The organism is Streptomyces hygroscopicus subsp. hygroscopicus, from assembly GCF_030269125.1.
GTDB classification, from domain to species: Bacteria; Actinomycetota; Actinomycetes; order Streptomycetales; family Streptomycetaceae; genus Streptomyces; species Streptomyces hygroscopicus_C.
Genome location: NZ_BSSM01000013.1, coordinates 217,491 through 238,866 on the forward strand (window position 1 = coordinate 217,491; position 21,376 = coordinate 238,866).

Genomic DNA, 21,376 nt, shown 5'->3' on the forward strand with positions numbered 1-21,376 from the left:
CGATTCCATGCCCGAACCGATGTCCGAGTCCTTCCCGCCCGCCTTCCTCTGGGGGGCGGCGACGTCCGCGTACCAGATCGAGGGCGCGGTGCGGGAGGGCGGCCGTACGCCCTCGATCTGGGACACTTTCAGCCACCAGCCCGGCAGGACGGCGGGCGGCGACCACGGCGACACCGCGGTCGACCATTACCACCGCTACCGGGACGACGTGGCGCTGATGGCGCGGCTCGGCCTCAACGCCTACCGCTTCTCGGTCTCCTGGCCGCGAGTGCGGCCCACCGGCCGGGGTCCCGCCGCGCAGGCCGGTCTGGACTTCTACCGCCGGCTGGTCGACGAGCTGCTGTCCCACGGGATCAAACCGGCGGTCACCCTCTACCACTGGGACCTGCCGCAGGAGTTGGAGGACGCGGGCGGCTGGCCGGAGCGGGACACCGCGCCGCGCTTCGCGGAGTACGCGCACCTCGTGGGCGAGGCGCTCGGTGACCGTGTGGAGCAGTGGATCACGCTCAACGAGCCGTGGTGCAGCGCCTTCCTGGGCTACGGCTCCGGGGTGCACGCGCCGGGCCGCACCGAGCCCTCGGCCGCGCTGCGCGCGGCCCACCACCTGAACCTGGCGCACGGGCTGGCCACGCAGGCGCTGCGCTCGGTGCTGCCCGCCGACGCCTCGATCGCCGTCAGCCTCAACTCCCAGGTGATCCGGCCGCTGTCGCACGACCCCGCTGACCTGGGCGCGGCGCGGCGGATCGACGACCTCGCCAACGGCGTCTTCCACGGCCCCCTCCTGCACGGCGCGTACCCGGCCACGCTGCTGGAGGCCACCTCGTCGGTCACCGACTGGTCGTTCGTCCGTGACGGGGACCTGGCGGAGATCCGGCAGCCCTTGGACGCGCTGGGCCTCAACTACTACACGCCGGCGCTGGTCTCCTCGGCCGAGAGCGCGCCGAAGGGACCGCGGGCGGACGGGCACGGCGCGAGCGCGCACTCACCGTGGCCGGGCTCGGACGACGTGGCGTTCCACCAGACGCCGGGCGACCGCACCGAGATGGGCTGGACCATCGACCCGACCGGCCTGTACGAGCTGATCACGCGCTACTCCCGCGAGGCCCCGGGACTCGCCCTGTACGTGACGGAGAACGGCGCGGCCTACGACGACAAGCCCGACGCCGACGGCCGGGTGCACGACCCCGAGCGCATCGCCTATCTGCGCGCCCACCTCGCCGAGGTGCGGCACGCCATCGCCGACGGGGCCGATGTGCGCGGCTACTACCTGTGGTCCCTGATGGACAACTTCGAGTGGGCGTACGGTTACGGCAAGCGGTTCGGCGCCGTGTACGTGGACTACCCGACGCTGGAGCGCACTCCGAAGTCGAGCGCGCACTGGTACGCGCGGGCGGCGCGGACCGGCCAGCTGCCGCCGGTGGACGCCGCGGGGACGACCGCCTGACATGAGGGGCGCGGCACCGCGGTACCGCGCCCCTCACCCGCGCCCCGAACGTCAGCCGAAGGCCGCGAACGCCTTCGAGAACGCGTACGCGTCCTGGGCGATGGAGCAGTCGTGGATCCGGGTGGAGTTCACCCGGGGCACGGACCGGGTCTCGGTGTTCTGCGCCTGGCACGACGGTCCGCCGCACGGGGAGATCGGCGACTACTGAAGCGGGCCGCCGGCATTCAGCGGAACACCGAGGGCGGCGGCGCCGGGGAGTCGACGGCCGCCGCGTCCGTGACGGGTACGGCCCCACCGGTGAAGTCGGTGAGCGGGCGGCCGTGTTCGACCCGGGCGGGATGCGGGTCACAGGCGGCGCGGCGGGTGAGTTCGGGCAGCGGCAGCGGCAGGTCGGAGGCGACCAGGACCGCGTTGCCGAAGCGCTTGCCGCGCAGCACGGCCGCGTCGGCGATCAGCGCGAGTTCCCCGAACCGCGCGGCCGCGGTCGCGACCTGGCCGCGCAGATGGGCGAGCGGCGGGCCGTCGGCGAGGTTGGCGGCGTAGACCCCGGACGGCTTCAGGGCACGCCGGACCTCGTCGAGGAACTCGGTGGAGGTGAGGTGCGCGGGGGTGCGGGCGCCGCTGAAGACATCGGCGATGACGAGGTCGGCCCAGCCGTCGGGCACCTTGCCGAGTCCCGCACGGGCGTCCGTCGACCGCACGCGGATCCGGGCGTTCGGGTCCAACGGCAGCTCGCGCCGTACCAGTTGCACCAGGCTCGCGTCCCGCTCCACGACCTGCTGGGTGGACCGGGGCCGGGTGGCGGCGACGTACCGGGCGAGGGTGAGAGCGCCGCCGCCGAGGTGCACGGCGTGCACGGGCTTGCCGGGCGGGGCGGCGAGGTCGATGACATGGCCGAGGCGGCGCTGGTACTCGAAGGAGAGGTACGCGGGGTCGTCCAGGTCGACGTGCGACTGGGGCGCCCCGTCGATCAGCAGTTTCCAGGCCCGGTCGCGGTCCGGGTCGGGGAGGAGCTGCGCGAGTCCGCCGTCGACGGTCTCCTCGACGGCGCTGACCGCGGCCGCCGCGCGCCGCGGGTTCCTGGATCTGCCCATCGGGCCATTTTCCCAGGTTCCCGCGGTAAACGTTTCAGCGGCAGTTGTCGGCGGCCGCGAGCAGCCGCGCCGCCTCGCCGAGGGCCTCGCGCAGGACGGCCGGGTCGGTGGCGAGACCGGCGTCGTCGGCGGGGGGCAGGAGCCAGTCGGAGCCCGCGACCGGGGGCTCGGGGGCGAGGCGCAGGCCGCGCCCGCTGGTCTCCGTGCAGGTGCTGCCCGGTACGTCCCAGTCGGCGGCGGTACCCGCGGGCACCAGGAAGCCGAGGGTGTCGCGGTCGTCGTCGTGCAGCACCGGTCCGACGGCGTCCGCCGCGCCGCGCCGCAGGATGTCGACCGCCTCCAGGCCCTGCCGGGCCGGTACGGTCACCAGGTCGCACACCGTGTCGCCCGACGCGGGCGACAGCGGTGATGTGCACGGTTCGTTGCTGGTCTGCATGCCCGCCTCCACCACACAGCACTGTCGCGGTCCACCCGTTCCAACGCGCGGCCGCGTCAACGGCTACGGCGCAAGTGCGCCGCAAAGGATGGCACTTCATGGCAGATCACGGATGAGATATCCGCTTTTGTGGCCAAACCCAGCGTGGCGAGCCCCTCACAGCCGGTACGTTCTTGCTCGCCGGAACCAGGGCGTCCCTCGGGCCACGCGTTCCGAAACCGCCCCGGCACCGGCATGGTTCGACGGTTCGCACGAGAGGACCCGGCCATGGCGTCGTCTACCGTGACCTCGTCACAGCCCGAGCGGCCACCCCGGCCGAATCTCGCCTTCCGGCGGCTGCGCGGTCGGCGCTCACCGGCCGAGTTCGCGGCGCTGGTACGGCGGGCCGCGCGGGAGATCGGTGAGCGGGTGAGCTGTGACGCGCGCTACGTCGGGCGGGTCGAGGCGGGTGAGATCCGCTGCCCGAACTACGCCTACGAGCGGGTGTTCCTGCACATGTTCCCCGGTCGGTCGCTCACCGACCTCGGCTTCGCGCCCCGCTCGTCCGTCCGCGGCCGCGCGGCGCGCACCGCCGCGCCGGCACGCGTGGGGAAGGAGACCGCGGCCGTGGGAACGGGCGAGGCGTTCGAGCCGCAGGACCGGCAGAACTCGTATGACCTGTTTGACCCGCACGAGGAGTACGGCCCCCAGGGGCCGTACCCGTACGACCATCCGAACCACGAGGAGAGCGACGTGCTGCGTCGCGCATTCATGACCGGCGGGGGCGCCACCGTGGCCGCCACCGCGCTGGGCCCGCTGCGGCTCACCCCGGAGACCGTGCCCGCCCCCCGGCGCTCGCGCAGGCCCGGGAGCACCGAGGCGACCGCCCTGGAGGAGGCGGTCCGCCGGATCCGGCTGCTCGACGACCGGCACGGCGCGGACGGTCTCTACCGGCGCGCGGCGGCTCCCCTGCGCGCGGCGTACGCGCTGCTGGACGCCGGCGCGACCCGGCAGGCCACCGTCGAACGGCTGCACGCGGGAGCGGGTGAACTCGCCATCTCCGTGGGCTGGCTGGCCCACGACTCCGGGCGCTTCGACGACGCGCGCTCCCATTACGCGGAGGCGCTGGCCACGGCCCGGATGACGGGGGACGGGGCGCTGGAGGCGCACGCCTTCTGCAACACCGCCTTCCTGGCGCGGGACGCGGGGCGGCCCCGGGAGGCGGTACGGGCCGCGCAGGCCGCGCAGCGCGCGGCCCGGCCCCTGGGCTCCGACCGGCTGAACTCCCTGCTCGCGCTGCGGGAGGCGGGCGGCTGGGCGGGACTCGCCGACGGCACCGGCTGCGCGCGGGCGCTCGCGCGGGCGCAGGCCCTGTTCGCGCGGGGGCGCTCCGACGCGGACCCCGAGTGGATGAGCTTCTACGGCGAGGCCGAGCTGGAGGGGCAGGAGGCGCAGTGCTGGTCCATGCTGGGCGACTGGCGACGGGCGTCCCTCCACGCCCGGCGGGCGGCGGACCTCCAGGACCCCCACTTCACGCGGAACCTCGCCCTCTACACGGCGGAACTCGCGGACGACCTCGCGCGTGACGGCCGTCCCGACGAGGCGGCGGAGGCGGGGGTGCGGGTGCTGTCGCTGCTGGACCAGGTGCAGTCGTCCCGTATCCAGACGATGCTGGCGGGGACGGCGCGGGTGCTGCTGCCGCACCGGAGGGCCGCCGGGGTCTCGGACTTCCTCGACCGGCACAAGGCGTATCCGAGGGTGGCGGGGGCGTAGCGCGTGCCGCGGAGTCGCCCGGCGGGGGCGGGCGGGTCCTGCCGGCACCGGGCCGCGGCGGCACGCCGTTCGCCGACGGGCCGGACACGGGCCGGTGCGCCCGTGGCGGCTCGCGTGGCTCCCCGCACCCCCGGCGAACCCCGGGGCCGTCCACCGCGGGGCCCGGTCGGCCCCGGCTCAGCCCGCCAGGTGGCCGACGTCGTTCCAGCTCTCCAGCGCCGGTTCGCCGTACGCCCAGCCCAGGATCGACAGCGACGTCGGGTTGAGACGGATGCGGGCGGCGAAGTCCAGCGGGAAGCCCAGCCAACGCGCGGCCAAGGAGCGCAGGATGTGGCCGTGGGCGAAGAGGAGGACGTCGCGGTCGGCGGAGCGGGCCCAGGAGACCACCTCGTCCGCGCGGGCGGTGACCTCGGCGGTCGTCTCCCCTTCGGGAACGCCGTCGCGCCAGATCAGCCAGCCGGGGCGGACGGCCTGGATCTCCGCCGGGGTGAGGCCCTCGTAGGCGCCGTAGTCCCACTCCAGCAGCGCGTCCCAGGTCTCGGCCCGCTCCCCGAACCCGGCCAGCGCGCAGGTCTCCGAGGCCCGCGCCAGCGGACTGGTGCGCACCGCCACGCCGGGCAGCCCGTCCAGCGGCGCCCGGTGCAGGCGTTCGCCGAGCAGCTTCGCGCCGTGCCGGCCCTCCGCCAGGAGGGGCACATCGGTCCTGCCGGTGTGTCTGCCGGACAGCGACCAGGCCGTCTGTCCGTGCCGGGCCAGCAGGATGCGCGGTGCCATGGGGGACCTTTCCGGGGATGGACGCCGAAAAGACGCCACGGGAACAACAAGAGTCGGCCCCTCCATCATCGCTCACCCCTACGGGGGCAACCCCGCGCCCGGTCCCGGCGTCTTTGTGGGCCGGAGCCGACCGCACCGGACGGCTCCGGAGGACCCGCGTGGGCCACCAACGGACACCGTAAAGTGGCACGGTCGCCCACCGGGCGGACGTACCGCGGACAGGGGGAGGGCGATCGGATGGCGCAGACCGAGACACCGGGCACCGAGGTGCCCCGCACCCGGCTGCGCTGGTGGACCGAACTGCCGCTGCTCCTGCTGGTCTACGGCTGTTACTCGGCCGGCCGCCTCCTCGTGCGCGGCGACGTGGACGACGCCGTGGAACACGGACTGACCCTGCTGCGCGTCGAGAAGCTGCTCCACCTGAACGCCGAGCACCCCCTCAACCGCCTGTTCACCCGCGAACCCTGGCTCGGGATACCCGCGGACTTCTGGTACGCCTCACTGCACTACCTGGTCACGCCCGCGATCCTCGTCTGGCTGTTCCGGGCCCGCGCCGAGCACTACCGGCGGGCCCGCACCTGGCTGATGGCGTCCACGTTCATCGGACTGATCGGCTTCACCCTGGTGCCGACCTGCCCGCCCCGGCTGCTCACGGCGAGCCACGGCTTCGTGGACACCATGGCCCACTACAGCTCGTACGGCTGGTGGGGCGGCGACGCCAGCGCGCCGCGGGGACTGGGCGGAATGACCAACCAGTACGCGGCGATGCCGAGCCTGCACGTCGGCTGGGCGCTGTGGTGCGGGGTGATGCTCTGGTGGTACGGCGGCACCCGGCTCACCAAGGTCCTGGGGGTGCTCTATCCGCTGGGCACCGCGCTGGTCGTCATGGGCACCGCCAACCACTACCTCCTGGACGCGCTCGCCGGCATCGCCGTGATGGGCGTCGGCCACCTGCTCGCCCCGTGGGTGACGCGGACCGTCGACCGGGTCCGGGCCAGGCTCTTCCCGGCCGTCGCGAAGGCCGGAAGTTCCCCGGTTGTCAGTGGCGGATGCCAGACTTCCGCGGGTGAGCGAATTCCACGGCAGCGCGAGTCGCGGCCCGGCGCCGGAGCCGAGCCGGACCCCTCCCCCACGGACGCGGGCGACGGGGCTCCGGCACCGGCTCGCTGAGCTGCGCGGCCCCGACGTACCGGCGAAGCCCCTGGACGCGCGCGCCCTCGCGGCGCTGGCCGCGAACCCCGGGTGCCGCAGACGGGCGATCCTCGACGGCGCCGGGGTGGACAAGGCCCGGCTGGCGAGCGCGCTCGGCGCGCCCTCCGGCTTCGGCCAGTCGCAGTTCGCGCTGACCCGGGGCAACGCGTTCGAGGCGAAGGTGAAGGCGGACGGCGGCGCCGAGCTGCTGCGCCTCGCGCACGCCCGCCTCGACCCGGGCGCCGAGGCCCCGCGGGCGGCCGCGGTGCCCGACCTGACCGCGCAGGGCCCCGAGGGCCGTACGGCGCGTACGGCCCTCGCGCTGCGGGAGGCCACCGGCGCGGGCGGCTGGACGCTGCTCGACCACCCGATGCTCGCCCTGGACGTGGCGGGCTCGCTCGCGTTCCTGGAGCCGGACGCGGTGGTGGTGCACCCGGACGGCAGCTGGTCAGTGGTGGAGATCAAGTCCTTCCCGATGCTGGACGGCTCGGCGGACCCGGCGAAGGTGGGCGCCGCCGCCCGGCAGGCGGCGGTGTACGTGCTCGCCCTGGAGGACGTGGCCGCACGGCTCGACCCCGCACCGCCCGTGCGCCACCGGGTGCTGCTGGTGTGCCCCAAGGACTTCTCGAACCTGCCGGCCGGCTCCGCCGTCGACGTGCGCAAGCAGCGGGCGGTCACCGCGCGCCAGCTCGCCCGGCTCACCCGCATCGAGGAGATCGCCGACTCGCTGCCCGAGGGCACCTGCTTCGCGCCCGACCGCGGTGCCGAGGAGCTGACAGCCGCGGTGGCCGCGGTCCCGGCGACGTACGCGCCCGAGTGCCTGTCCGCCTGCGAACTGGCCTTCCACTGCCGGGAGCGGGCCCGTGCGGCCGGCACGGTCACCCGCCTCGGCCGGCCGCTGCGCGCCGAACTGGGCGGCCTGACCACGGTCGAGGACGTCCTCGCGGCGGCCCGCGGCGAGCTGGGCGACCCGGACGATCCGGCGGTCGCGGCGCTGCGCCGGGCGGCGGCCCTGCGCGCGGAGGCGCTCCGGGAGGCCGGGGACCGGGAGGTGGCGGCCGTATGTCGCTGATCGACACGCTCGCCCGCCTGGAGGCCGTCGGCAGCGGGCGGGCACAGGCCGCCGCGACCGTGCGGCACCGGCATGTCTCCGGCCGTCCGCTGGTGTTCGTGCCGCTCACCACCGCGGGCGAGGCCGGTGCCCCGCTCGGCGCGCTGGTCGGCACCGACCGGGACGCGCCCCGGCTGCTGGTCGTGCCGCAGCCCCGCGACCGGGATCTGCGCTTCACGTTCCTCGCCGAGCTGGCGGACGTGGTCCTGCCGTACATCGACTCCTACGCCGGCTCCGTGGAGGGCGCCGAGCGCACCGACACCGACCCCGAGACCGGCAAGCGGGTCAAGGTCGAGGTGGAGCTGTGCACGGACGCGCCCCAGCTGATCGTGCCGAGCCGCGCGGGCCTGGAGTTCGTCCGGCTCCTCGGGCGCTCCATGCGGTTCCGCCGCACCGCCGAGCAGGACCCGGAGGCGCCCTATCCGGCGCCGCCCCGGGTGCCGCTGCTCGGCCGCTGGTTCACCCACTACGGGGAGCGGTCCCGGGTCCCCGGCTCCGCGCTGCTGCTCGCCCTCACCGACGTGCTGTCCCGGCACTGGGCGACCGGCCAGTCGGGGCTTGAGGACCAGCACCTCGGCGCGCTGCTGGCGTGGATCGACCCGCCGGAGGGCATGAGCGGCGCCGAGGCCGCGCGAGAGGCCGAGCTGGCCCGGGACGAGGCCGGACAGCTGCGGTGCCCGCCGGCCGGGCCCGCCACCGACCCGGCGTTCGACAACAGGCTGCTGGCCCCGGCGATCGAGCGGTACGACCGGGCGCGCACCGCCCTCGCCGCCGCCGAGGATCCGCTGGACGCCGACGACCGGCTGGCCGCGCTCACCCGGGCCGAGCGGGAGATCCGGGGGCTGATCGAGGGTCAGGCCCGGCCCACCTGGGACGCGGTGTGGCGGGGCCTGGACCTGCTGCGGGCACTGCCGGAGGGCGGGCACGTCGAGGAGCGCTGGACGCGGGACCGCTGGTCGTTCACCGGGCACCGGGACCGGGTGCTGGCCGGGGAGCCCCCGCAGCCGCGCCGGGACGACGCGGTGACGGCGGCGAACAAACTGGCCACGCGCGAGCGCGAACAGGCCCGCCTGGAGGCGCAGGAGGCGCTGGACGATCCGCTGGTGATGGCGGGGCGGCGGCTGGCCGGTGAGGCGTTCGCGGGTGAGGTGACCGAGGTCGTCATGGCGTACGGCGAGGGCAGGCGGCCGAGCCCGCGCCCGCTGGTGACGGTCCGCACCGAGGACCTGCCGCATCTGGCGGAGCGCGCGAAGGTGTACCGCTCGCTGGCGGGCCGCCCGCAGTCGGCGGAGTTCGTCGAGCAGGCGGCCCAGGACGCGGTCGTGCTGCGGATCCTGGACAAGATGGGCCGGGGCAAGGAACCGGAGCCCGGTTCGGTGCCGCGGAAGGGCGACCGGGTCTGCTTCACCCTCTTCGAGCACGAGCAGCGTGGCGGGGCGAAGCTGCCCGACCCGGAGGAGACCCCGTGGACGCACGGCGGGCCGCCCGGCGAGGCCGTGGCGGAGGCCGCCGATCCGATCACCGAGGAGGACGTGCTGTGACGACCGTCGACGCGGGCCCCGGGGCCGCCGCCGCCCGCGCCACCGACGCGATCCTCCGCGACACCCTGCACGGCACCGAGCGGGGCGTGGTGGTCGACTCGCCGCCCGGCGCGGGCAAGTCCACGCTCGTGGTGCGGGCGGCGCTGGAACTCGCGGACGCGGGGCGTCCCCTGATGGTGGTGGCGCAGACCAACGCCCAGGTGGACGACCTCGTGCTGCGGCTCGCCGAGAAGAACCCCGACCTGCCCGTGGGCCGGCTGCACAGCAGCGACGCCGACGCGTACGACAAGGCGCTGGACGAGCTGCCGGGCGTGCGCACCTCGGCGAAGGCGGCCGACCTCGCCGGGCTGCCGGTGGTGCTGTCCACCGCCGCGAAGTGGGCGCATGTGAAGGTGGACGAGCCCTGGCGGCACGCGATCGTCGACGAGGCGTACCAGATGCGCTCGGACTCCCTGCTCGCCGTCGCCGGCCTGTTCGAGCGGGCGCTGTTCGTGGGCGACCCCGGCCAGCTCGACCCGTTCGCGATCGTCGGCAGCGAGCAGTGGGCGGGGCTGTCGTACGACCCCTCGGCCTCCGCCGTCACCACGCTGCTCGCCCACAACCCGGGCCTGCCGCAGCACCGGCTGCCGGTCTCCTGGCGGCTGCCCGCGTCCGCCGCGCCCCTGGTCTCGGACGCGTTCTACCCGTACACCCCGTTCCGCAGCGGCACCGGTCCGGGCGACCGTCGCCTCGCCTTCGCCGTACCCTCCGACGGCTCGGGCCCCGACCGGGTGATCGACGAGGCCGCCGCCTCCGGCTGGGGCCTGCTGGAGCTGCCCGCCCGGCACACGCCGCGCACGGACCCCGAGGCGGTGCGGGCGGTGGCGGCGGTGGTGCGACGCCTGCTGGACCGGGGCGGCGCCGCGGTCTCGGCGGAGCGCTCACCGGACCCGACCCCGCTCACGGCCGCCCGGATCGCCGTCGGCACGGCTCACCGCGACCAGGCCGCCGCGGTCCGCTCCGCGCTCGCCGACCTGGGCGTCGCGGACGTCACGGTCGACACGGCGAACCGGCTCCAGGGCCGCGAGTACGACGTCACGGTCGTCCTGCACCCGCTCTCCGGCCGCCCCGACGCCACCGCCTTCCACCTGGAGACCGGCCGCCTGTGCGTCCTCGCCTCCCGGCACCGCCACGCCTGCGTCGTGGTCTGCCGCGCGGGCGTCGGCGACCTCCTGGACGACTACCCGTCCACGGAACCGGTCCAGCTGGGCACGCTGGTCAGGTTTCCCGACGGCTGGGAGGCGAACCACGCGGTACTGGCCCATCTGGCGGAGCACCGGGTGAGCTGGCGCCCCTGACCGACCGGTACCGGGCCCGCCACCTCGCCGAACGGACCCGGCACACCACAGGAAGCGGACCCGGCCGTCTCCGGCGCCCCGGCGGACGCCGACCGGCTCGGGCCCCTTGCGCCCACGCGGGACAATGGACGGTGGCCCACCAGACAGGTGGTGCCCAGCGAACCGTACGAAGGCCGTACGAGGAGGAGAGAAGACATGGCGGAGCCCACGCCGCGTCGGAACGAACCGCGGCTACGCCCCGCGCCCCTGATCTTCGAGCCCGCGGAAGCGGCCGCCGATCCCGAGCACTTCTTCCAGCTGGAGTCCATCGACGACCCGCGGGCGCTGCTGGTCCGGGCGACGGAGCTGACCCAGGCGTTCCGCGCGGCCGCCGACCGGGCCGTGGAGTTCCAGGCCATCGCCGCGGCCCAGCTCGCCGACCCGCGCCGGTTCGACCGGCTGACCGCCGCCGACATCGCCGAGCGCGCGGAGTGGACGGAGGACTATGCCAAGAAGATGGTCGAGTTCGGCCGGGATCTGATGCGCGGGAACAGCGAGGGCCGGACCACCGCCGATCCCGTGTGACCCGCCCCGCGCGGCCGGCGTGATCCGCACCTGGCATATGCCAGGCGGGCAAGATACTCCCCTCGCCGTCCCCCTGTCCCGGTTTTCCGCAACTGTGAAGAACCGGTTGCTCACTGCCGGTAGACCTGGACGGCATGAGCGGTACACCGAACGTCACCCGAGTCACCTCCGACGGCGCCGCCTGGCTCGCCTCGGCCGGGTCGTACCCGCCGCACGCGCCCGCCCCGGCCGTCCTGCCCTGCGGCACCGTCTTCGACGTGGTGAGCGCCCCGGCGGTCTTCGGGCGCCGGATGCTGGACCGGCTGTGGGACGACGGCCCCGGCTCGGGCCCGGTCGCGGTGTCCCGTGGCCGGATGCTGCTGTTCTGCTCCCCCGGCACCGCCCACCGGCTGCCCTCGCTGCTGGCCTGGGAGGAGTGGGGCTCGCACCGCGCGGCGGCCGTACCGCCCCTGCTGTGCCACGGCACGGGCGACGCGGTGACCGTCCCGCCCCCGGACGGCGACACCTCGGCCGACCCCCGCTGGCTCGTCGCCCCGGACGCGCGTCATCCCTGGTTACCGGGCCCGGAGGTGCTGCTGTGGGCGGCGGTGCGGGCGGCACGGGCGGCGGTGCGGATATCGATTTTTCCTCCCACCGGTCCGGATGCTAAGGTCTACGACGTCAGCAGGCGCCGCTAGCTCAGTTGGTTAGAGCAGCTGACTCTTAATCAGCGGGTCCGGGGTTCGAGTCCCTGGCGGCGCACGCGATGGCGATGGCGAGATCTGGCCGTGGAAAGCACGGCCGGACTCGCCATCGCTGTTTTCACGCGGCTTCGCCGCGCGCGGTGGAGGCTCCGCCGCCCACACCCCCGCCCGGCCGGGCGGTCACCCCCTGACCCTCTGCGTGATCTTCACCGTCCACGCCCCGGAAGCCGTCCGGTCCTCCACGTCGATCTTCACGCCCTCGCCGGGGACGGTGAAGCTCTCCCCCAGGGCGACCGGCGCGTCGGCGAGCGGCGGGTAGACCGAGTCGTCCGGGCACGCCTCCGTGTGCGGATGGGCGTCGACGACCTCGACGGGACCGCCGCCGGACTCGGCGCCGCTGCGCACCCGGTAGACGAGGATGCCCTCGCGGCAGGTGGCACGGTCGTTGCCGGCGGCGGTGCGGGCCTCGAAGGCCAGCGCGCTGTCCGGGCCGGTGCGCACCACGGCCAGCTTGACCCCGTCGCCGAGCCCGAACGCGGGGGCCCCGCCGGCGCCCCGCACCGGGACGCCGGGCCCGGCGGCGAGGGGTTCCAGGGTGAGACGGGTCGGGCCCGCGCCCCGTACGCACACCACCTGGCGCGGGTCCAGCCAGCCGAGCCGCCACTTGTGCCAGGCGAACAGATCGGGCGAGAGGCCGAACTGGCTGCCCATCAGGTCCCAGTCGCCGACGTACGTGTCCCAGTCGCCCTTGCCGTCGGCCGGCCGGTGGTAGAGGTCGGGCAGATCGAAGACATGGCCGGTCTCATGGGCGAGAACCAGCCGATCCGGCGGATGTTTCTCGAACACCGTGACGACCCGCCGTACGTCCGTGTCGTCCACGTGGAGGGGCGTGTCGAGGTTGACGACCTTGGTGGCGTCGGAGTCCACGCCGGGCGCGTCCGGGTCGGCGACGAGATACACCACCGGGTAGCGGGAGAAGTCGACCGCCTTGTCGGCCACTTCGAAGGCGTCATTCAGATACGCCGCCCGGTCCTCGGCGGCCCAGTCCCGCCGTATGGCGTACGCCGTGGAGGGACGGGGCATACGCAGCCAGTGGGCCAGTGGATGCGGGTGCAGGGTGAATCTGCCGTAGGAGGCCTGCTCGAAGTAGCGGCTGGTCTCGGGGAAGTGGTCGGCGGTCAGTTCGGCCGGGGTGGTGCGGGGAACGGCGTCCGGGAAGGACAGGAAGACCATCACCGCGTCCAGTGCCCGGGAGGGCCGGGCGTAGTCGGAGTCCCAGGTGTCGGCCCCCTCGGAGTGGTGGGCATCGGTGCGGTGCAGGGCGCAGGGGGCGGTGGAGAAGGGCTCGGCGACCGACGGGCCGGTGATGATCGAGGTCGCGGCCAGCGCCGACAGCGTGGTGCACACGGCGGCGGTGCTGCGCAGCAGGGGCACGGACATGACCTCCGGACGCGGTTCGACGGACCCGCACCCAGGTTGCTGCGATTCGCCACTCCATGCCTTGTTTGTCTGCACCAGAAGAGTGAGCACTCCCCATTTGGGCGCCGGCGCACTACGGCGCTCGGCGCTCCCGATTCACTCACGGAACGTCACAACTGGTCGACGGCCTCAATAACCCGTCCAGGTGCGGGCAGAAACGATCTGTCAGAAAGTCCGTCCGGTCCGGGACACTGGACAGTGGCTGGAAGGGCCCGGGGCCAGCCTCTATGATCGGCACACTTTCCGGCACGGACAGAGATCGAGTGCACTGCGGGAGCGAGCGGTGAGCGGAACGTCCGAAGGGCCGACGCCCGCGGCAGACCTCGACCGGTCAGCCGTCACAGACAGTGATCACATCACCTACGACCGTGTCTTCGGGGCGGCGCCGCTGGCCATGGCCGTCGTGGACCGCCAGGGACTCGTCCTGCGCGCGAACCCGGCCTTCGGCGAGCTGCTCGGCACCGACTGCGACACTCTCACCGGCCGGGCCGCCGCCGAGCTGGTGGACCTGACCGCCGACGCCCGGTCCTGGCACGCCTACCGGGAGGTACTGTGCGGGCGGCAGGCCCGGCTGCGCTGCACCCGCCGGCTGAAGCATCCCGAGGGGAACTCGGTGTGGGTGCAGCTCACCGTGGCCCCGCTGGCGGACGGGGCGGACGTGCTGCTGTCCGTCGCCGACATCAGCGCCCGCCGCGAACTCCAGGCGCGACTGAGGCACTTGCAGATGCACGACCCGGTGACCCGGCTGCCCAACCGCACCCTGTTCTTCGAGCGCCTGTCGGCGGCGCTGGAGTCGGAGTCGTACGAGCACAGGGGCACCGGCCGGATCGGGCTGTGCTACCTGGACCTCGACGGGTTCAAGGCCGTCAACGACACCCTCGGCCACCGTGTCGGCGACCGGCTGCTCGCGGCCGTCGCCGAGCGCCTGACCAGGGTCGCCGACGAGGCCGGGTACGCCCGCGCCGCGACTCCCCTGGTGGCCCGGCTCGGCGGGGACGAGTTCGCGCTGCTGGTGGAGGACTCCACCGGCACCGAACAGCTCGCCGACCTCGCCGAGTCCGCGCTCGCGGCCCTCCAGGAGCCCTACGACCTGGCCGGGCAGCGGCTGTCGCTGACGGCGTCCATCGGCGTCGTGGAGCGCCATGCGGCGGGCACCACGGCGACCGGTCTGATGCAGGCGGCGGACACCACGCTCTACTGGGCGAAGGCCGACGGCAAGGGCCGCTGGACGCTGTTCGACCCCGAGCGCAACGCGCACCGGATGACCCGCCAGGCGCTGTCCTCCACCCTGCGGCCCGCCATCGAGCGGGGCGAGTTCGCCCTGGAGTACCAGCCGTTGGTGGGCATGGGGGACGGCCGGCTGTCCGGGGTGGAGGCGCTGGTGCGCTGGCACCACCCCCAGTTCGGCACGCTGACGCCGAATCGGTTCATCGGGCTGGCCGAGGAGGACGGCTCGATCGTGCAGCTCGGCCGCTGGGCGCTGGTCACCGCCTGCCGGCAGGCCCGCCGCTGGCAGCTGGACCACCCCGGCGAGCCGCCGATCTTCGTCAGCGTGAACGTGGCCGTGCGCCAGGTGTGGGACTCGGACCTGGTGGCCGACGTGGCGGAGACCCTCGCGGAGACCGGACTGGCCCCGCACCTGCTCCAGTTGGAACTGACCGAGTCCGCGGTGATGGGCTCGGCGGGCCGCCCGCTCCAGGCGCTCCAGGCCCTCAGCGACATGGGGGTGCGCATCGCCATCGACGACTTCGGCACCGGCTACTCCAACCTCGCCTATCTCAGCCGGCTGCCGGTCTCGACGCTGAAGCTGGACGGTTCGTTCGTCCGCGGCTTCCAGTACGAGGAGGCGCCCAAGGGGGCCGCGCCCAACCCCGCCGACGAGGTCATCGTGGAGGCGATGATCCAGCTGGCCCACCGGCTGGGCCTCACCGTGACCGCCGAGTGCGTGGAGACCTCGGCCCAGGCCACCCGGCTGCGCCGGATCGGCTGCGACACCGGACAGGGCTGGCTGTACTCCCGTCCGGTGCCGCCGGACCGCATCTCCGAGCTGCTGGGGGCGCAGGCCTACACCGCGACCACGTGAGGGCCGCGGCCGTCGCGCGGCAGCCGGCGGCCGTCGCGCGGCAGCCGGCGGCCGTCGCGCGGGGGCTACGGGAGCGTCGGCAACCCGTAGGCGTCGGCGATGAGTTCGTACGAGCGCACCCGTACCTCGCCGCGATGGGCGTGCGTGGTGATCATCAACTCGTCGGCGCCGGTGCGCTTCTGGAGGCCGTCGAGGCCGGAGCGCACCTCGTCGGCGGTGCCGTGCACCACGTTGGACGACCAGGAGGCGATGAACTCCTCCTCCATCGCCCCGAGTTCCTGCCTCTCGGCCTCCTCCGGGTCGGGGAAGAGCCCGGGGCGGCCGGTGCGCAGGCGGAGCATGTTGAGGGCCATCGCGCGGGTCTGGCGGCGGGCCTCACGCTCGTCGTCCGTGGCGAGCGCGGACACGCCGATGAGGGCGTACGGCTCGGCGAGCACCGCGGAGGGGCGGAAGGTCTCCCGGTACAGGTCGAGCGCCGGGACGGTGTTCTGCGCCGAGAAGTGGTGCGCGAAGGCGAACGGCAGGCCGAGCATGCCGGCCAGCTGGGCGCTGAAGCCGGAGGAGCCGAGCAGCCAGACGGGCGGGCGGTGCGGGGACTGGACGCCGCCCGGGGTGCTGCCCTGCACCGGGCCGGGGATCGCGTGGATACGCCGGTAGGGGTGGCCGTCGGGGAAGTCGTCGTCCAGGAAGCGGATCAGCTCGGCGAGCTGCTCGGGGAAGTCGTCGGCGCCCTCGTTCAGGGTGGCGGAGCGGCGCAGGGCGGCGGCCGTGGCACCGTCGGTGCCGGGGGCGCGGCCGAGGCCGAGGTCGATCCGGCCCGGTGCCAGCGCCTCCAGCGTGCCGAACTGCTCGGCGATCACCAGCGGGGCGTGGTTGGGCAGCATGACGCCGCCGGAGCCGAGCCGGATGCGGTCGGTGTGGGCGGCGAGGTGGGCGAGGATCACGGCCGGCGAGGAGGAGGCGACGCCCGGCATGGAGTGGTGCTCGGCGACCCAGTACCGGTGGAAGCCGCGGGCCTGCGTGAGCCGGGACAGCTCGACGCTGGTGCGCAGCGCGTCGGTGGCGGTGCGGCCCGCGCCGACGGTGACCAGGTCCAGGACGGAGAGGGGGACGGGCGCGCTCCCGAGCGCCGTACCGCGGATCTCGTCAGCGCGGTGTGCCTTGCCTGCCTCGTCTGCCGACACGGTGGGGCCTCCTGTTTCCGGCGTGAGCTGTGCCGGAGTGTCGTAACAGGAGACGGCCCCCGCCTATTCCGGTCCCGGACCGGACGCCGTTCGGGTCCTCAGACCTGCACGATCGGCTCCCGCGTGAACAGCGCCCCCAGTTCCGGCGCGTTCACCCGCCGGTCCGCGAGCCGCAGCCCCTCCCACACCGTGACCTGGTTCGCGGTGAGGACCGGCTTGGACAGGGACTTCTCCAGGAGGCCGAGGTACGCGACCGTGTGCAGGGCGGTGTCCGGCAGCAGCACCGCCTCCGCGCCGGCGTCGTCCGCGGCCCGCGCCAGCGTCAGCACGTCCTCCTCGCCCCACGTGCCGGCCTCGGCGGCCGTGAGGATCCCCGAGGAGCGCACCGAGGTCACCTCCAGTCCCCCGGTCCGCAGGAACTCCGCGAACAGCGCGGTGATGTCCTCGGGATAGGTGGCGCCGACGGCGACCCGGCGTACGCCCAGCTCGCGGGCCGCGTGCACGAAGGCGAAGGACGTCGAGGAGGCCGGCATCCCGGCCAGCCGGGCCAGGGTGCGCACCTGGTCCTGGGCGCCCTGCCAGCCGTGCACGAAGCCGCCGCTGGTGCAGGCCCACACCACCGTCTCGGCCCCGGCGAGCCGCAGCCGCTCCACGCCCGCGCCGAGCCGCTCGGCCGAGCCCGTCTCGCGCAGCGCCGCGACGCGGTGCGCGTCCTCGCCGATCTCGGTGTGGACCAGGTCCACCCGGATGTCGCTGCCCAGGAGCTGCTCGATGCGCGGATAGTCGTCCTCGGCGGAGTGGCCCGGGTAGAGGAATCCGAGTGCGGTCATGTCCAGCCTTCCTGCGTCCGGTCGGGCAGTACGGGGCGTGCGCGCGCCGCCTCGTCCAGCAGCGCCTGGTACCGCCCCACGGCCCGGGTACCCAGCCTCCGCAGCGCCGCCCACATCGTGACCTGGTTGGCCGAGAGCACCGGCATCCGCAGCTCGGCCTCCAGCTGGGGGATCACGTCGTACGTCGGCAGATTGGTGCAGGAGAGGAAGAGCGCGTCGGCGGCGCCGGGCCGGGCCACCCGCCGGGCGAGGGCGATGACCTCCCGGTAGGGCACCTGCCAGATGCGCCGGGTCAGCCCCATGCAGGCGCAGCCGGTGACCCGCACCCCGGCCTGGTCGACGTACTCCTCCAGCGCCCGCGTCACGGAGACCGTGTACGGCGTGACCAGCGCGAGCCGCTCGGTGCGCAGCTCGGTGAGGGCTTCCAGGAGGGCGCCCGAGGTGGTCACGGAGGGCCGGGCGCCGGCCCGTGTCATCGCGGCGCACAGCGCCCGCTCCCCGGCGATCCCGCCGACGAAGCTGCCGGAGGCGCACGCGTAGACCACCACGTCCGGCTCGACGGCGGTCAGCGCGCGGACCGCCCCGGCGAGCGTCTCGTGCTCGCTGACCAGCCGCGCCAGATCGAGGCCGACCTCGACCGGGACGTAGGGAGTGCGGGTGAGGTGCAGCGAGACCTCGTCCGGCGCCCAGCGCCACAGCTCGCGGTCGAGGGCGAAGTCGAAGGGGGCCACCACCCCGACACCGCGCTGGTGGCGCGGACCGCCGAGAAAGGAGACGTCCATGGCCGGCACCGGCCTCACGCTCGGAGACGGGGACAACGGATCGGGGGTACGCCCGTGTTGACGACGGTAGGTTCGGGTGCGAGCGTGGTCAATCCGCGCATCCCAGGCGGCCGCGGGAGCACCCCCGGGGCGCTCGTGGAAACCCCCTGCACCCCCTGCACCCCCTGCACCCGCTACGGACGACGGGAGCCGCACATGCCGGACGTCGGGAGCCGTCCCGTATGACGAGTGTCCCCACCCTGCTCGTGCTGGACGCCGAGCCGCCGCCCCGGCTCGGCCGGCTGACCGGGCGCGCCCGCGTCGTGCACACGGACGCGGCGCACCTGGCCGAGCGGCTGCCGACGGCGGACGTGCTGCTGGTCTGGGACTTCACCTCGCACGCGGTGCGCGAGGCATGGCCCGGAGCGGGGCCCCGGCCGCGCTGGGTGCACACGGCGAGCGCGGGCGTGGACCATCTGCTGTGCCCGGAGCTGGCCGCGTCCGGCACGGTCGTCACCAACGCGCGCGGGGTCTTCGAGCAGCCGATCGCCGAGTACGTGGCGGCGCTGGTGCTGGCGGTGGCCAAGGATCTGCCGCGCACCCTGGAGCAGCAGCGGGCGCGCGTGTGGCGGCACCGGGAGAGCCGGCGGGTGGCGGGTACCCGTGCCTGTGTGGTCGGTTCGGGTCCCATCGGACGGGCGGTCGTCCGGATGCTGAAGGCCCTCGGGGTGACGACGGCGCTGGTCGGGCGGGCGCCGCGGACCGGCGTGTACGGCCCGGCCGACCTGGACCGGCTGATCTCCCGCGCGGACTGGGTGATCGCGGCCGCGCCGCTGACCGAGCAGACGTACCGGATGTTCGACGCCCACCGGTTCGGGGTGATGCAGCCCTCGGCGTTCTTCGTCAACGTGGGCCGCGGCCCGCTGGTCGACGAGGACGCCCTCGCCCACGCCCTGACCCGGCGCTGGATCGCGGGCGCCGCGCTGGACGTGTTCGCCACCGAGCCGCTGCCCGCCGACAGCCCGCTGTGGGAGCTGCCGGGGCTGATCGTGTCCCCGCACATGAGCGGGGACACGGTGGGATGGCGGGATGAACTCGGACGGCAGTTCGTCGAGTTGTACGAGCGCTGGGCGGCGGGCAGACCCCTGGTGAACGTGGTCGACAAGGCGCGCGGCTACGTGCCCGGCCACTGACCCGATGGAGGGTGCATGCAGCTCACCGACCTCACCGCACGCCGGCTCCTGGACGGCTACCGCAAGGGCGAGTTCTCCCCCGTGGAGGCGGTCGAGCAAGCGCTGGCGGCGGCCCGGCGCGCCGAGCCGTCGGTGAACGCGTTCGTACGGTTCACCGAGGACGAGGCGCTCGCGCGGGCCCGGGAGTCGGCGGAGCGCTGGCGGCGCGGGGAGCCGACGGGGCTGCTGGACGGGGTGCCGGTGACCGTGAAGGACCTCCTGCTGATGCGCGGGTACCCGACGCTGCGCGGCTCGCGGACCCTGTCCGAGCAGGGCGTCTTCGACGAGGACGCGCCCTCGGTGGCCCGGCTGCGGGAGCAGGGCGCGGTGTTCCTCGGCAAGACGACGACGCCCGAGTTCGGCTGGAAGGGCGTCACGGACTCGCCGCTGACCGGGGTCACGCGCAATCCGTACGACGTCTCACGCACCACCGGCGGCTCCAGCGGGGGCAGCGCGGCGGCGGTGGCGCTCGGCGCGGGGCCGCTGTCGCTGGGCACGGACGGCGGGGGCAGCATCCGGATCCCGGCCGCGTTCTGCGGGATCTTCGGGCTGAAGCCGACGTACGGCAGGGTGCCGCTGTATCCGGCGAGCCCCTTCGGCACGCTGTCCCACGTGGGGCCGATGACCCGGGACGCGGCCGACGCGGCGCTGATGCTCGACGTCATCGCCGGTCCCGACGCCCGAGACTGGTCGGCGCTGCCGCCCGCGGGTTCCTTCACGCAGGCGCTGACGGGGGGTGCCCGGGGGCTGCGGATCGCGTACTCGCCCTCGCTGGGCGGGCAGGTGGCGGTCCAGCCGGCGGTCGCCGCGGCGGTGCGGCGGACGGTGGCCGCGCTGGCCGACCTCGGCGCGTACGTCGAGGAGACCGACCCCGACTTCAGCGAGCCGCTGGAGGCCTTCCACACCCTGTGGTTCACCGGCGCGGCCCGGATCACCCAGCGGTTCTCCCCGCACCGGCGGGGGCTGCTCGACCCGGGGCTGCGGGAGATCTGCGCGCAGGGCGCCCGGATGAGCGCGCTGGACTATCTGGCGGCGGTGGACGCCCGCACGGACCTCGGCCGCCGCATGGGACGCTTCCACGAGCGGTACGACCTGCTGGTGACGCCGACGCTGCCGCTGACGGCGTTCGAGGCGGGCGCGGAGGTGCCGAGGGGCTCCGCCCACCGGCGCTGGACCGGCTGGACCCCGTTCACCTACCCCTTCAACCTGACCCAGCAGCCGGCCGCGACGGTGCCGGTCGGCAGGGACGGGGCGGGCCTGCCGATCGGCATGCAGATCGTCGCCGCCCGGCACCGGGACGACCTCGTGCTGCGGGCGGCGCACGCGCTGTACGCGGCGGACGTCGTCGTCCCCGAGGTGGTCACGCCCGCCGGAACGTGAGCCGTTCCCCCTCGGCGCCCCCGCGCCACAGGTCGTTGCACGCCCGCGCCATCTCCGTCAGGCCCTCCACCACCTGAGCCCACACGATCCCCGGCACCCATCCCACGTCCCCGTTCAGCAGCAGGTTGTTGCGCTCGTAGAACAGGGCGAGGTCGACCAGGGTGGTGCCGGGGGCGACCTCGCGGTCGTAGCCGTAGGACGTCGTCGCCAGCTCCGTGCCCTTGAAGGAGAAGTAACAGAGGTCGCCGGGAATCGGGGTGACCGTCGGGTTCTCCAGTGGGGGTTCCGTGGAGGCGAACGGCGGGAAGAGGGCGTAGATCTCGTTGCGCGCGTACTTGGCGTGGTACACGTCGCCGCTGAGCGGCAGCGCGTTCCACACGGCCGCGCAGGTCAGGGGCGCGGCGTCGTCCAGCAGCCGCGCCCGGCAGTGCACGTCCCGCGCGTCGAGCGAGACGGTGACGCATCGTTCGGCCATGAAACCAGGGTGCATACCCCGGATC

The 21,376-nt window shown here is 74.4% G+C and carries 20 protein-coding genes and 1 tRNA gene; 13 read left to right on the forward strand and 8 right to left on the reverse strand.

The features are described from left to right. Nucleotides 1–7 precede the first annotated feature (7 nt). Together QSK45_RS27195 and QSK45_RS27200 are read left to right on the forward strand one after the other, a co-directional pair. Nucleotides 8–1,444, forward strand: a complete 1,437-nt coding sequence (locus QSK45_RS27195) for a GH1 family beta-glucosidase (protein WP_285561427.1) — start codon at nt 8–10, stop codon at nt 1,442–1,444. A gap of 1 nt (nt 1,445) precedes the next feature. Further along, nucleotides 1,446–1,652: a hypothetical protein gene (locus QSK45_RS27200; protein ID WP_285561507.1), complete on the forward strand. Its 207-nt coding sequence runs from the start codon at nt 1,446–1,448 to the stop codon at nt 1,650–1,652. Between the two features lie 16 nt (nt 1,653–1,668). Here QSK45_RS27200 and QSK45_RS27205 read toward each other — a convergent pair whose 3' ends face one another. Both QSK45_RS27205 and QSK45_RS27210 read right to left on the reverse strand, forming a co-directional pair. After that, nucleotides 1,669–2,538, reverse strand: coding sequence for a spermidine synthase (locus QSK45_RS27205; RefSeq protein ID WP_285561429.1), 870 nt, complete (start codon nt 2,536–2,538; stop codon nt 1,669–1,671). A gap of 34 nt (nt 2,539–2,572) precedes the next feature. Continuing rightward, the gene (locus QSK45_RS27210; protein WP_285561431.1) at nt 2,573–2,974 is read right to left on the reverse strand and encodes a hypothetical protein; all 402 of its coding nucleotides are present in this window, start codon (nt 2,972–2,974) and stop codon (nt 2,573–2,575) included. Between the two features lie 267 nt (nt 2,975–3,241). Here QSK45_RS27210 and QSK45_RS27215 point away from each other — a divergent pair, with 267 nt between their 5' ends. After that, entirely contained in the window at nt 3,242–4,726 is a 1,485-nt protein-coding gene (locus QSK45_RS27215; protein WP_285561433.1) for an NsdA family TPR-like regulatory protein, read from the forward strand. 177 nt (nt 4,727–4,903) lie between these two features. On the opposite strand, the gene QSK45_RS27220 is transcribed toward QSK45_RS27215, so the two are convergent. After that, complete coding sequence (locus QSK45_RS27220) at nt 4,904–5,500, reverse strand: histidine phosphatase family protein (RefSeq protein WP_285561435.1); 597 nt, start codon at nt 5,498–5,500, stop codon at nt 4,904–4,906. Between the two features lie 237 nt (nt 5,501–5,737). Between QSK45_RS27220 and QSK45_RS27225 the strand changes: the two genes are divergently transcribed. The 7 genes from QSK45_RS27225 (at nt 5,738) to QSK45_RS27255 (ending at nt 11,985) form a co-directional block, all read left to right on the forward strand. Further along, entirely contained in the window at nt 5,738–6,670 is a 933-nt protein-coding gene (locus QSK45_RS27225) for a phosphatase PAP2 family protein (protein WP_285561437.1), read from the forward strand. Continuing rightward, nucleotides 6,567–7,763, forward strand: coding sequence for a hypothetical protein (locus QSK45_RS27230; protein ID WP_285561438.1), 1,197 nt, complete (start codon nt 6,567–6,569; stop codon nt 7,761–7,763). Before QSK45_RS27225 ends, QSK45_RS27230 begins: the two co-directional genes overlap by 104 nt. Beyond that, nucleotides 7,754–9,343 carry a hypothetical protein gene (locus QSK45_RS27235; protein WP_285561440.1) on the forward strand — a complete coding sequence of 530 codons (1,590 nt, stop codon included), beginning with the start codon at nt 7,754–7,756 and terminating at the stop codon, nt 9,341–9,343. Before QSK45_RS27230 ends, QSK45_RS27235 begins: the two co-directional genes overlap by 10 nt. After that, on the forward strand, nt 9,340–10,680 hold the full coding sequence (locus tag QSK45_RS27240; RefSeq protein ID WP_285561442.1) for an AAA family ATPase: 1,341 nt from the start codon (nt 9,340–9,342) through the stop codon (nt 10,678–10,680). The genes QSK45_RS27235 and QSK45_RS27240 overlap by 4 nt, the downstream gene beginning before the upstream one ends. A gap of 195 nt (nt 10,681–10,875) precedes the next feature. After that, the gene (locus QSK45_RS27245) at nt 10,876–11,244 is read left to right on the forward strand and encodes a DUF8844 domain-containing protein (protein ID WP_285561444.1); all 369 of its coding nucleotides are present in this window, start codon (nt 10,876–10,878) and stop codon (nt 11,242–11,244) included. A gap of 134 nt (nt 11,245–11,378) precedes the next feature. Next, nucleotides 11,379–11,921 (forward strand): hypothetical protein, encoded by a 543-nt coding sequence (locus tag QSK45_RS27250; protein ID WP_285561446.1) that lies wholly within the window; start codon nt 11,379–11,381, stop codon nt 11,919–11,921. Then, a tRNA-Lys gene (locus QSK45_RS27255) sits at nt 11,912–11,985 on the forward strand. Before QSK45_RS27250 ends, QSK45_RS27255 begins: the two co-directional genes overlap by 10 nt. A gap of 122 nt (nt 11,986–12,107) precedes the next feature. Here QSK45_RS27255 and QSK45_RS27260 read toward each other — a convergent pair. Then, the gene (locus QSK45_RS27260; RefSeq protein WP_285561448.1) at nt 12,108–13,367 is read right to left on the reverse strand and encodes a M6 family metalloprotease domain-containing protein; all 1,260 of its coding nucleotides are present in this window, start codon (nt 13,365–13,367) and stop codon (nt 12,108–12,110) included. A 322-nt stretch (nt 13,368–13,689) separates the two neighbouring features. Between QSK45_RS27260 and QSK45_RS27265 the strand changes: the two genes are divergently transcribed. Next, the gene (locus QSK45_RS27265) at nt 13,690–15,489 is read left to right on the forward strand and encodes a putative bifunctional diguanylate cyclase/phosphodiesterase (protein ID WP_285561450.1); all 1,800 of its coding nucleotides are present in this window, start codon (nt 13,690–13,692) and stop codon (nt 15,487–15,489) included. 65 nt (nt 15,490–15,554) lie between these two features. On the opposite strand, the gene QSK45_RS27270 is transcribed toward QSK45_RS27265, so the two are convergent. The 3 genes from QSK45_RS27270 to QSK45_RS27280 form a co-directional block, all read right to left on the reverse strand. After that, nucleotides 15,555–16,673: an LLM class flavin-dependent oxidoreductase gene (locus QSK45_RS27270; RefSeq protein WP_285561452.1), complete on the reverse strand. Its 1,119-nt coding sequence runs from the start codon at nt 16,671–16,673 to the stop codon at nt 15,555–15,557. 98 nt (nt 16,674–16,771) lie between these two features. Continuing rightward, entirely contained in the window at nt 16,772–17,503 is a 732-nt protein-coding gene (locus QSK45_RS27275; RefSeq protein ID WP_285561453.1) for a maleate cis-trans isomerase family protein, read from the reverse strand. Then, entirely contained in the window at nt 17,500–18,285 is a 786-nt protein-coding gene (locus tag QSK45_RS27280) for a maleate cis-trans isomerase family protein (protein WP_285561455.1), read from the reverse strand. The genes QSK45_RS27275 and QSK45_RS27280 overlap by 4 nt, the downstream gene beginning before the upstream one ends. Nucleotides 18,286–18,506: 221 nt before the next feature. Between QSK45_RS27280 and QSK45_RS27285 the strand changes: the two genes are divergently transcribed. Beyond that, nucleotides 18,507–19,457, forward strand: a complete 951-nt coding sequence (locus tag QSK45_RS27285; RefSeq protein WP_285561456.1) for a D-2-hydroxyacid dehydrogenase — start codon at nt 18,507–18,509, stop codon at nt 19,455–19,457. Between the two features lie 15 nt (nt 19,458–19,472). Next, a complete protein-coding gene (locus QSK45_RS27290; protein WP_285561457.1) occupies nt 19,473–20,876 on the forward strand; it encodes an amidase in 1,404 nt (467 codons plus the stop codon). On the opposite strand, the gene QSK45_RS27295 is transcribed toward QSK45_RS27290, so the two are convergent. Beyond that, on the reverse strand, nt 20,857–21,351 hold the full coding sequence (locus QSK45_RS27295; protein ID WP_285561458.1) for a DUF3830 family protein: 495 nt from the start codon (nt 21,349–21,351) through the stop codon (nt 20,857–20,859). The two genes, QSK45_RS27290 and QSK45_RS27295, sit on opposite strands and share 20 nt — an antisense overlap. Nucleotides 21,352–21,376 lie beyond the last annotated feature (25 nt).

Excerpts from the sequence above, each read along its gene's own strand:
- QSK45_RS27195 (WP_285561427.1), top strand. The coding sequence starts at position 8 with ATGCCCGAACCGATGTCCGAGTCCTTCCCGCCCGCCTTCCTCTGGGGG.
- QSK45_RS27200 (WP_285561507.1), top strand. The coding sequence starts at position 1,446 with ATGAGGGGCGCGGCACCGCGGTACCGCGCCCCTCACCCGCGCCCCGAA.
- QSK45_RS27205 (WP_285561429.1), bottom strand. The coding sequence starts at position 2,538 with ATGGGCAGATCCAGGAACCCGCGGCGCGCGGCGGCCGCGGTCAGCGCC.
- QSK45_RS27210 (WP_285561431.1), bottom strand. The coding sequence starts at position 2,974 with ATGCAGACCAGCAACGAACCGTGCACATCACCGCTGTCGCCCGCGTCG.
- QSK45_RS27215 (WP_285561433.1), top strand. The coding sequence starts at position 3,242 with ATGGCGTCGTCTACCGTGACCTCGTCACAGCCCGAGCGGCCACCCCGG.
- QSK45_RS27220 (WP_285561435.1), bottom strand. The coding sequence starts at position 5,500 with ATGGCACCGCGCATCCTGCTGGCCCGGCACGGACAGACGGCCTGGTCG.
- QSK45_RS27225 (WP_285561437.1), top strand. The coding sequence starts at position 5,738 with ATGGCGCAGACCGAGACACCGGGCACCGAGGTGCCCCGCACCCGGCTG.
- QSK45_RS27235 (WP_285561440.1), top strand. The coding sequence starts at position 7,754 with ATGTCGCTGATCGACACGCTCGCCCGCCTGGAGGCCGTCGGCAGCGGG.
- QSK45_RS27245 (WP_285561444.1), top strand. The coding sequence starts at position 10,876 with ATGGCGGAGCCCACGCCGCGTCGGAACGAACCGCGGCTACGCCCCGCG.
- QSK45_RS27250 (WP_285561446.1), top strand. The coding sequence starts at position 11,379 with ATGAGCGGTACACCGAACGTCACCCGAGTCACCTCCGACGGCGCCGCC.
- QSK45_RS27260 (WP_285561448.1), bottom strand. The coding sequence starts at position 13,367 with ATGTCCGTGCCCCTGCTGCGCAGCACCGCCGCCGTGTGCACCACGCTG.
- QSK45_RS27275 (WP_285561453.1), bottom strand. The coding sequence starts at position 17,503 with ATGACCGCACTCGGATTCCTCTACCCGGGCCACTCCGCCGAGGACGAC.
- QSK45_RS27280 (WP_285561455.1), bottom strand. The coding sequence starts at position 18,285 with ATGGACGTCTCCTTTCTCGGCGGTCCGCGCCACCAGCGCGGTGTCGGG.
- QSK45_RS27285 (WP_285561456.1), top strand. The coding sequence starts at position 18,507 with ATGACGAGTGTCCCCACCCTGCTCGTGCTGGACGCCGAGCCGCCGCCC.
- QSK45_RS27290 (WP_285561457.1), top strand. The coding sequence starts at position 19,473 with ATGCAGCTCACCGACCTCACCGCACGCCGGCTCCTGGACGGCTACCGC.
- QSK45_RS27295 (WP_285561458.1), bottom strand. The coding sequence starts at position 21,351 with ATGGCCGAACGATGCGTCACCGTCTCGCTCGACGCGCGGGACGTGCAC.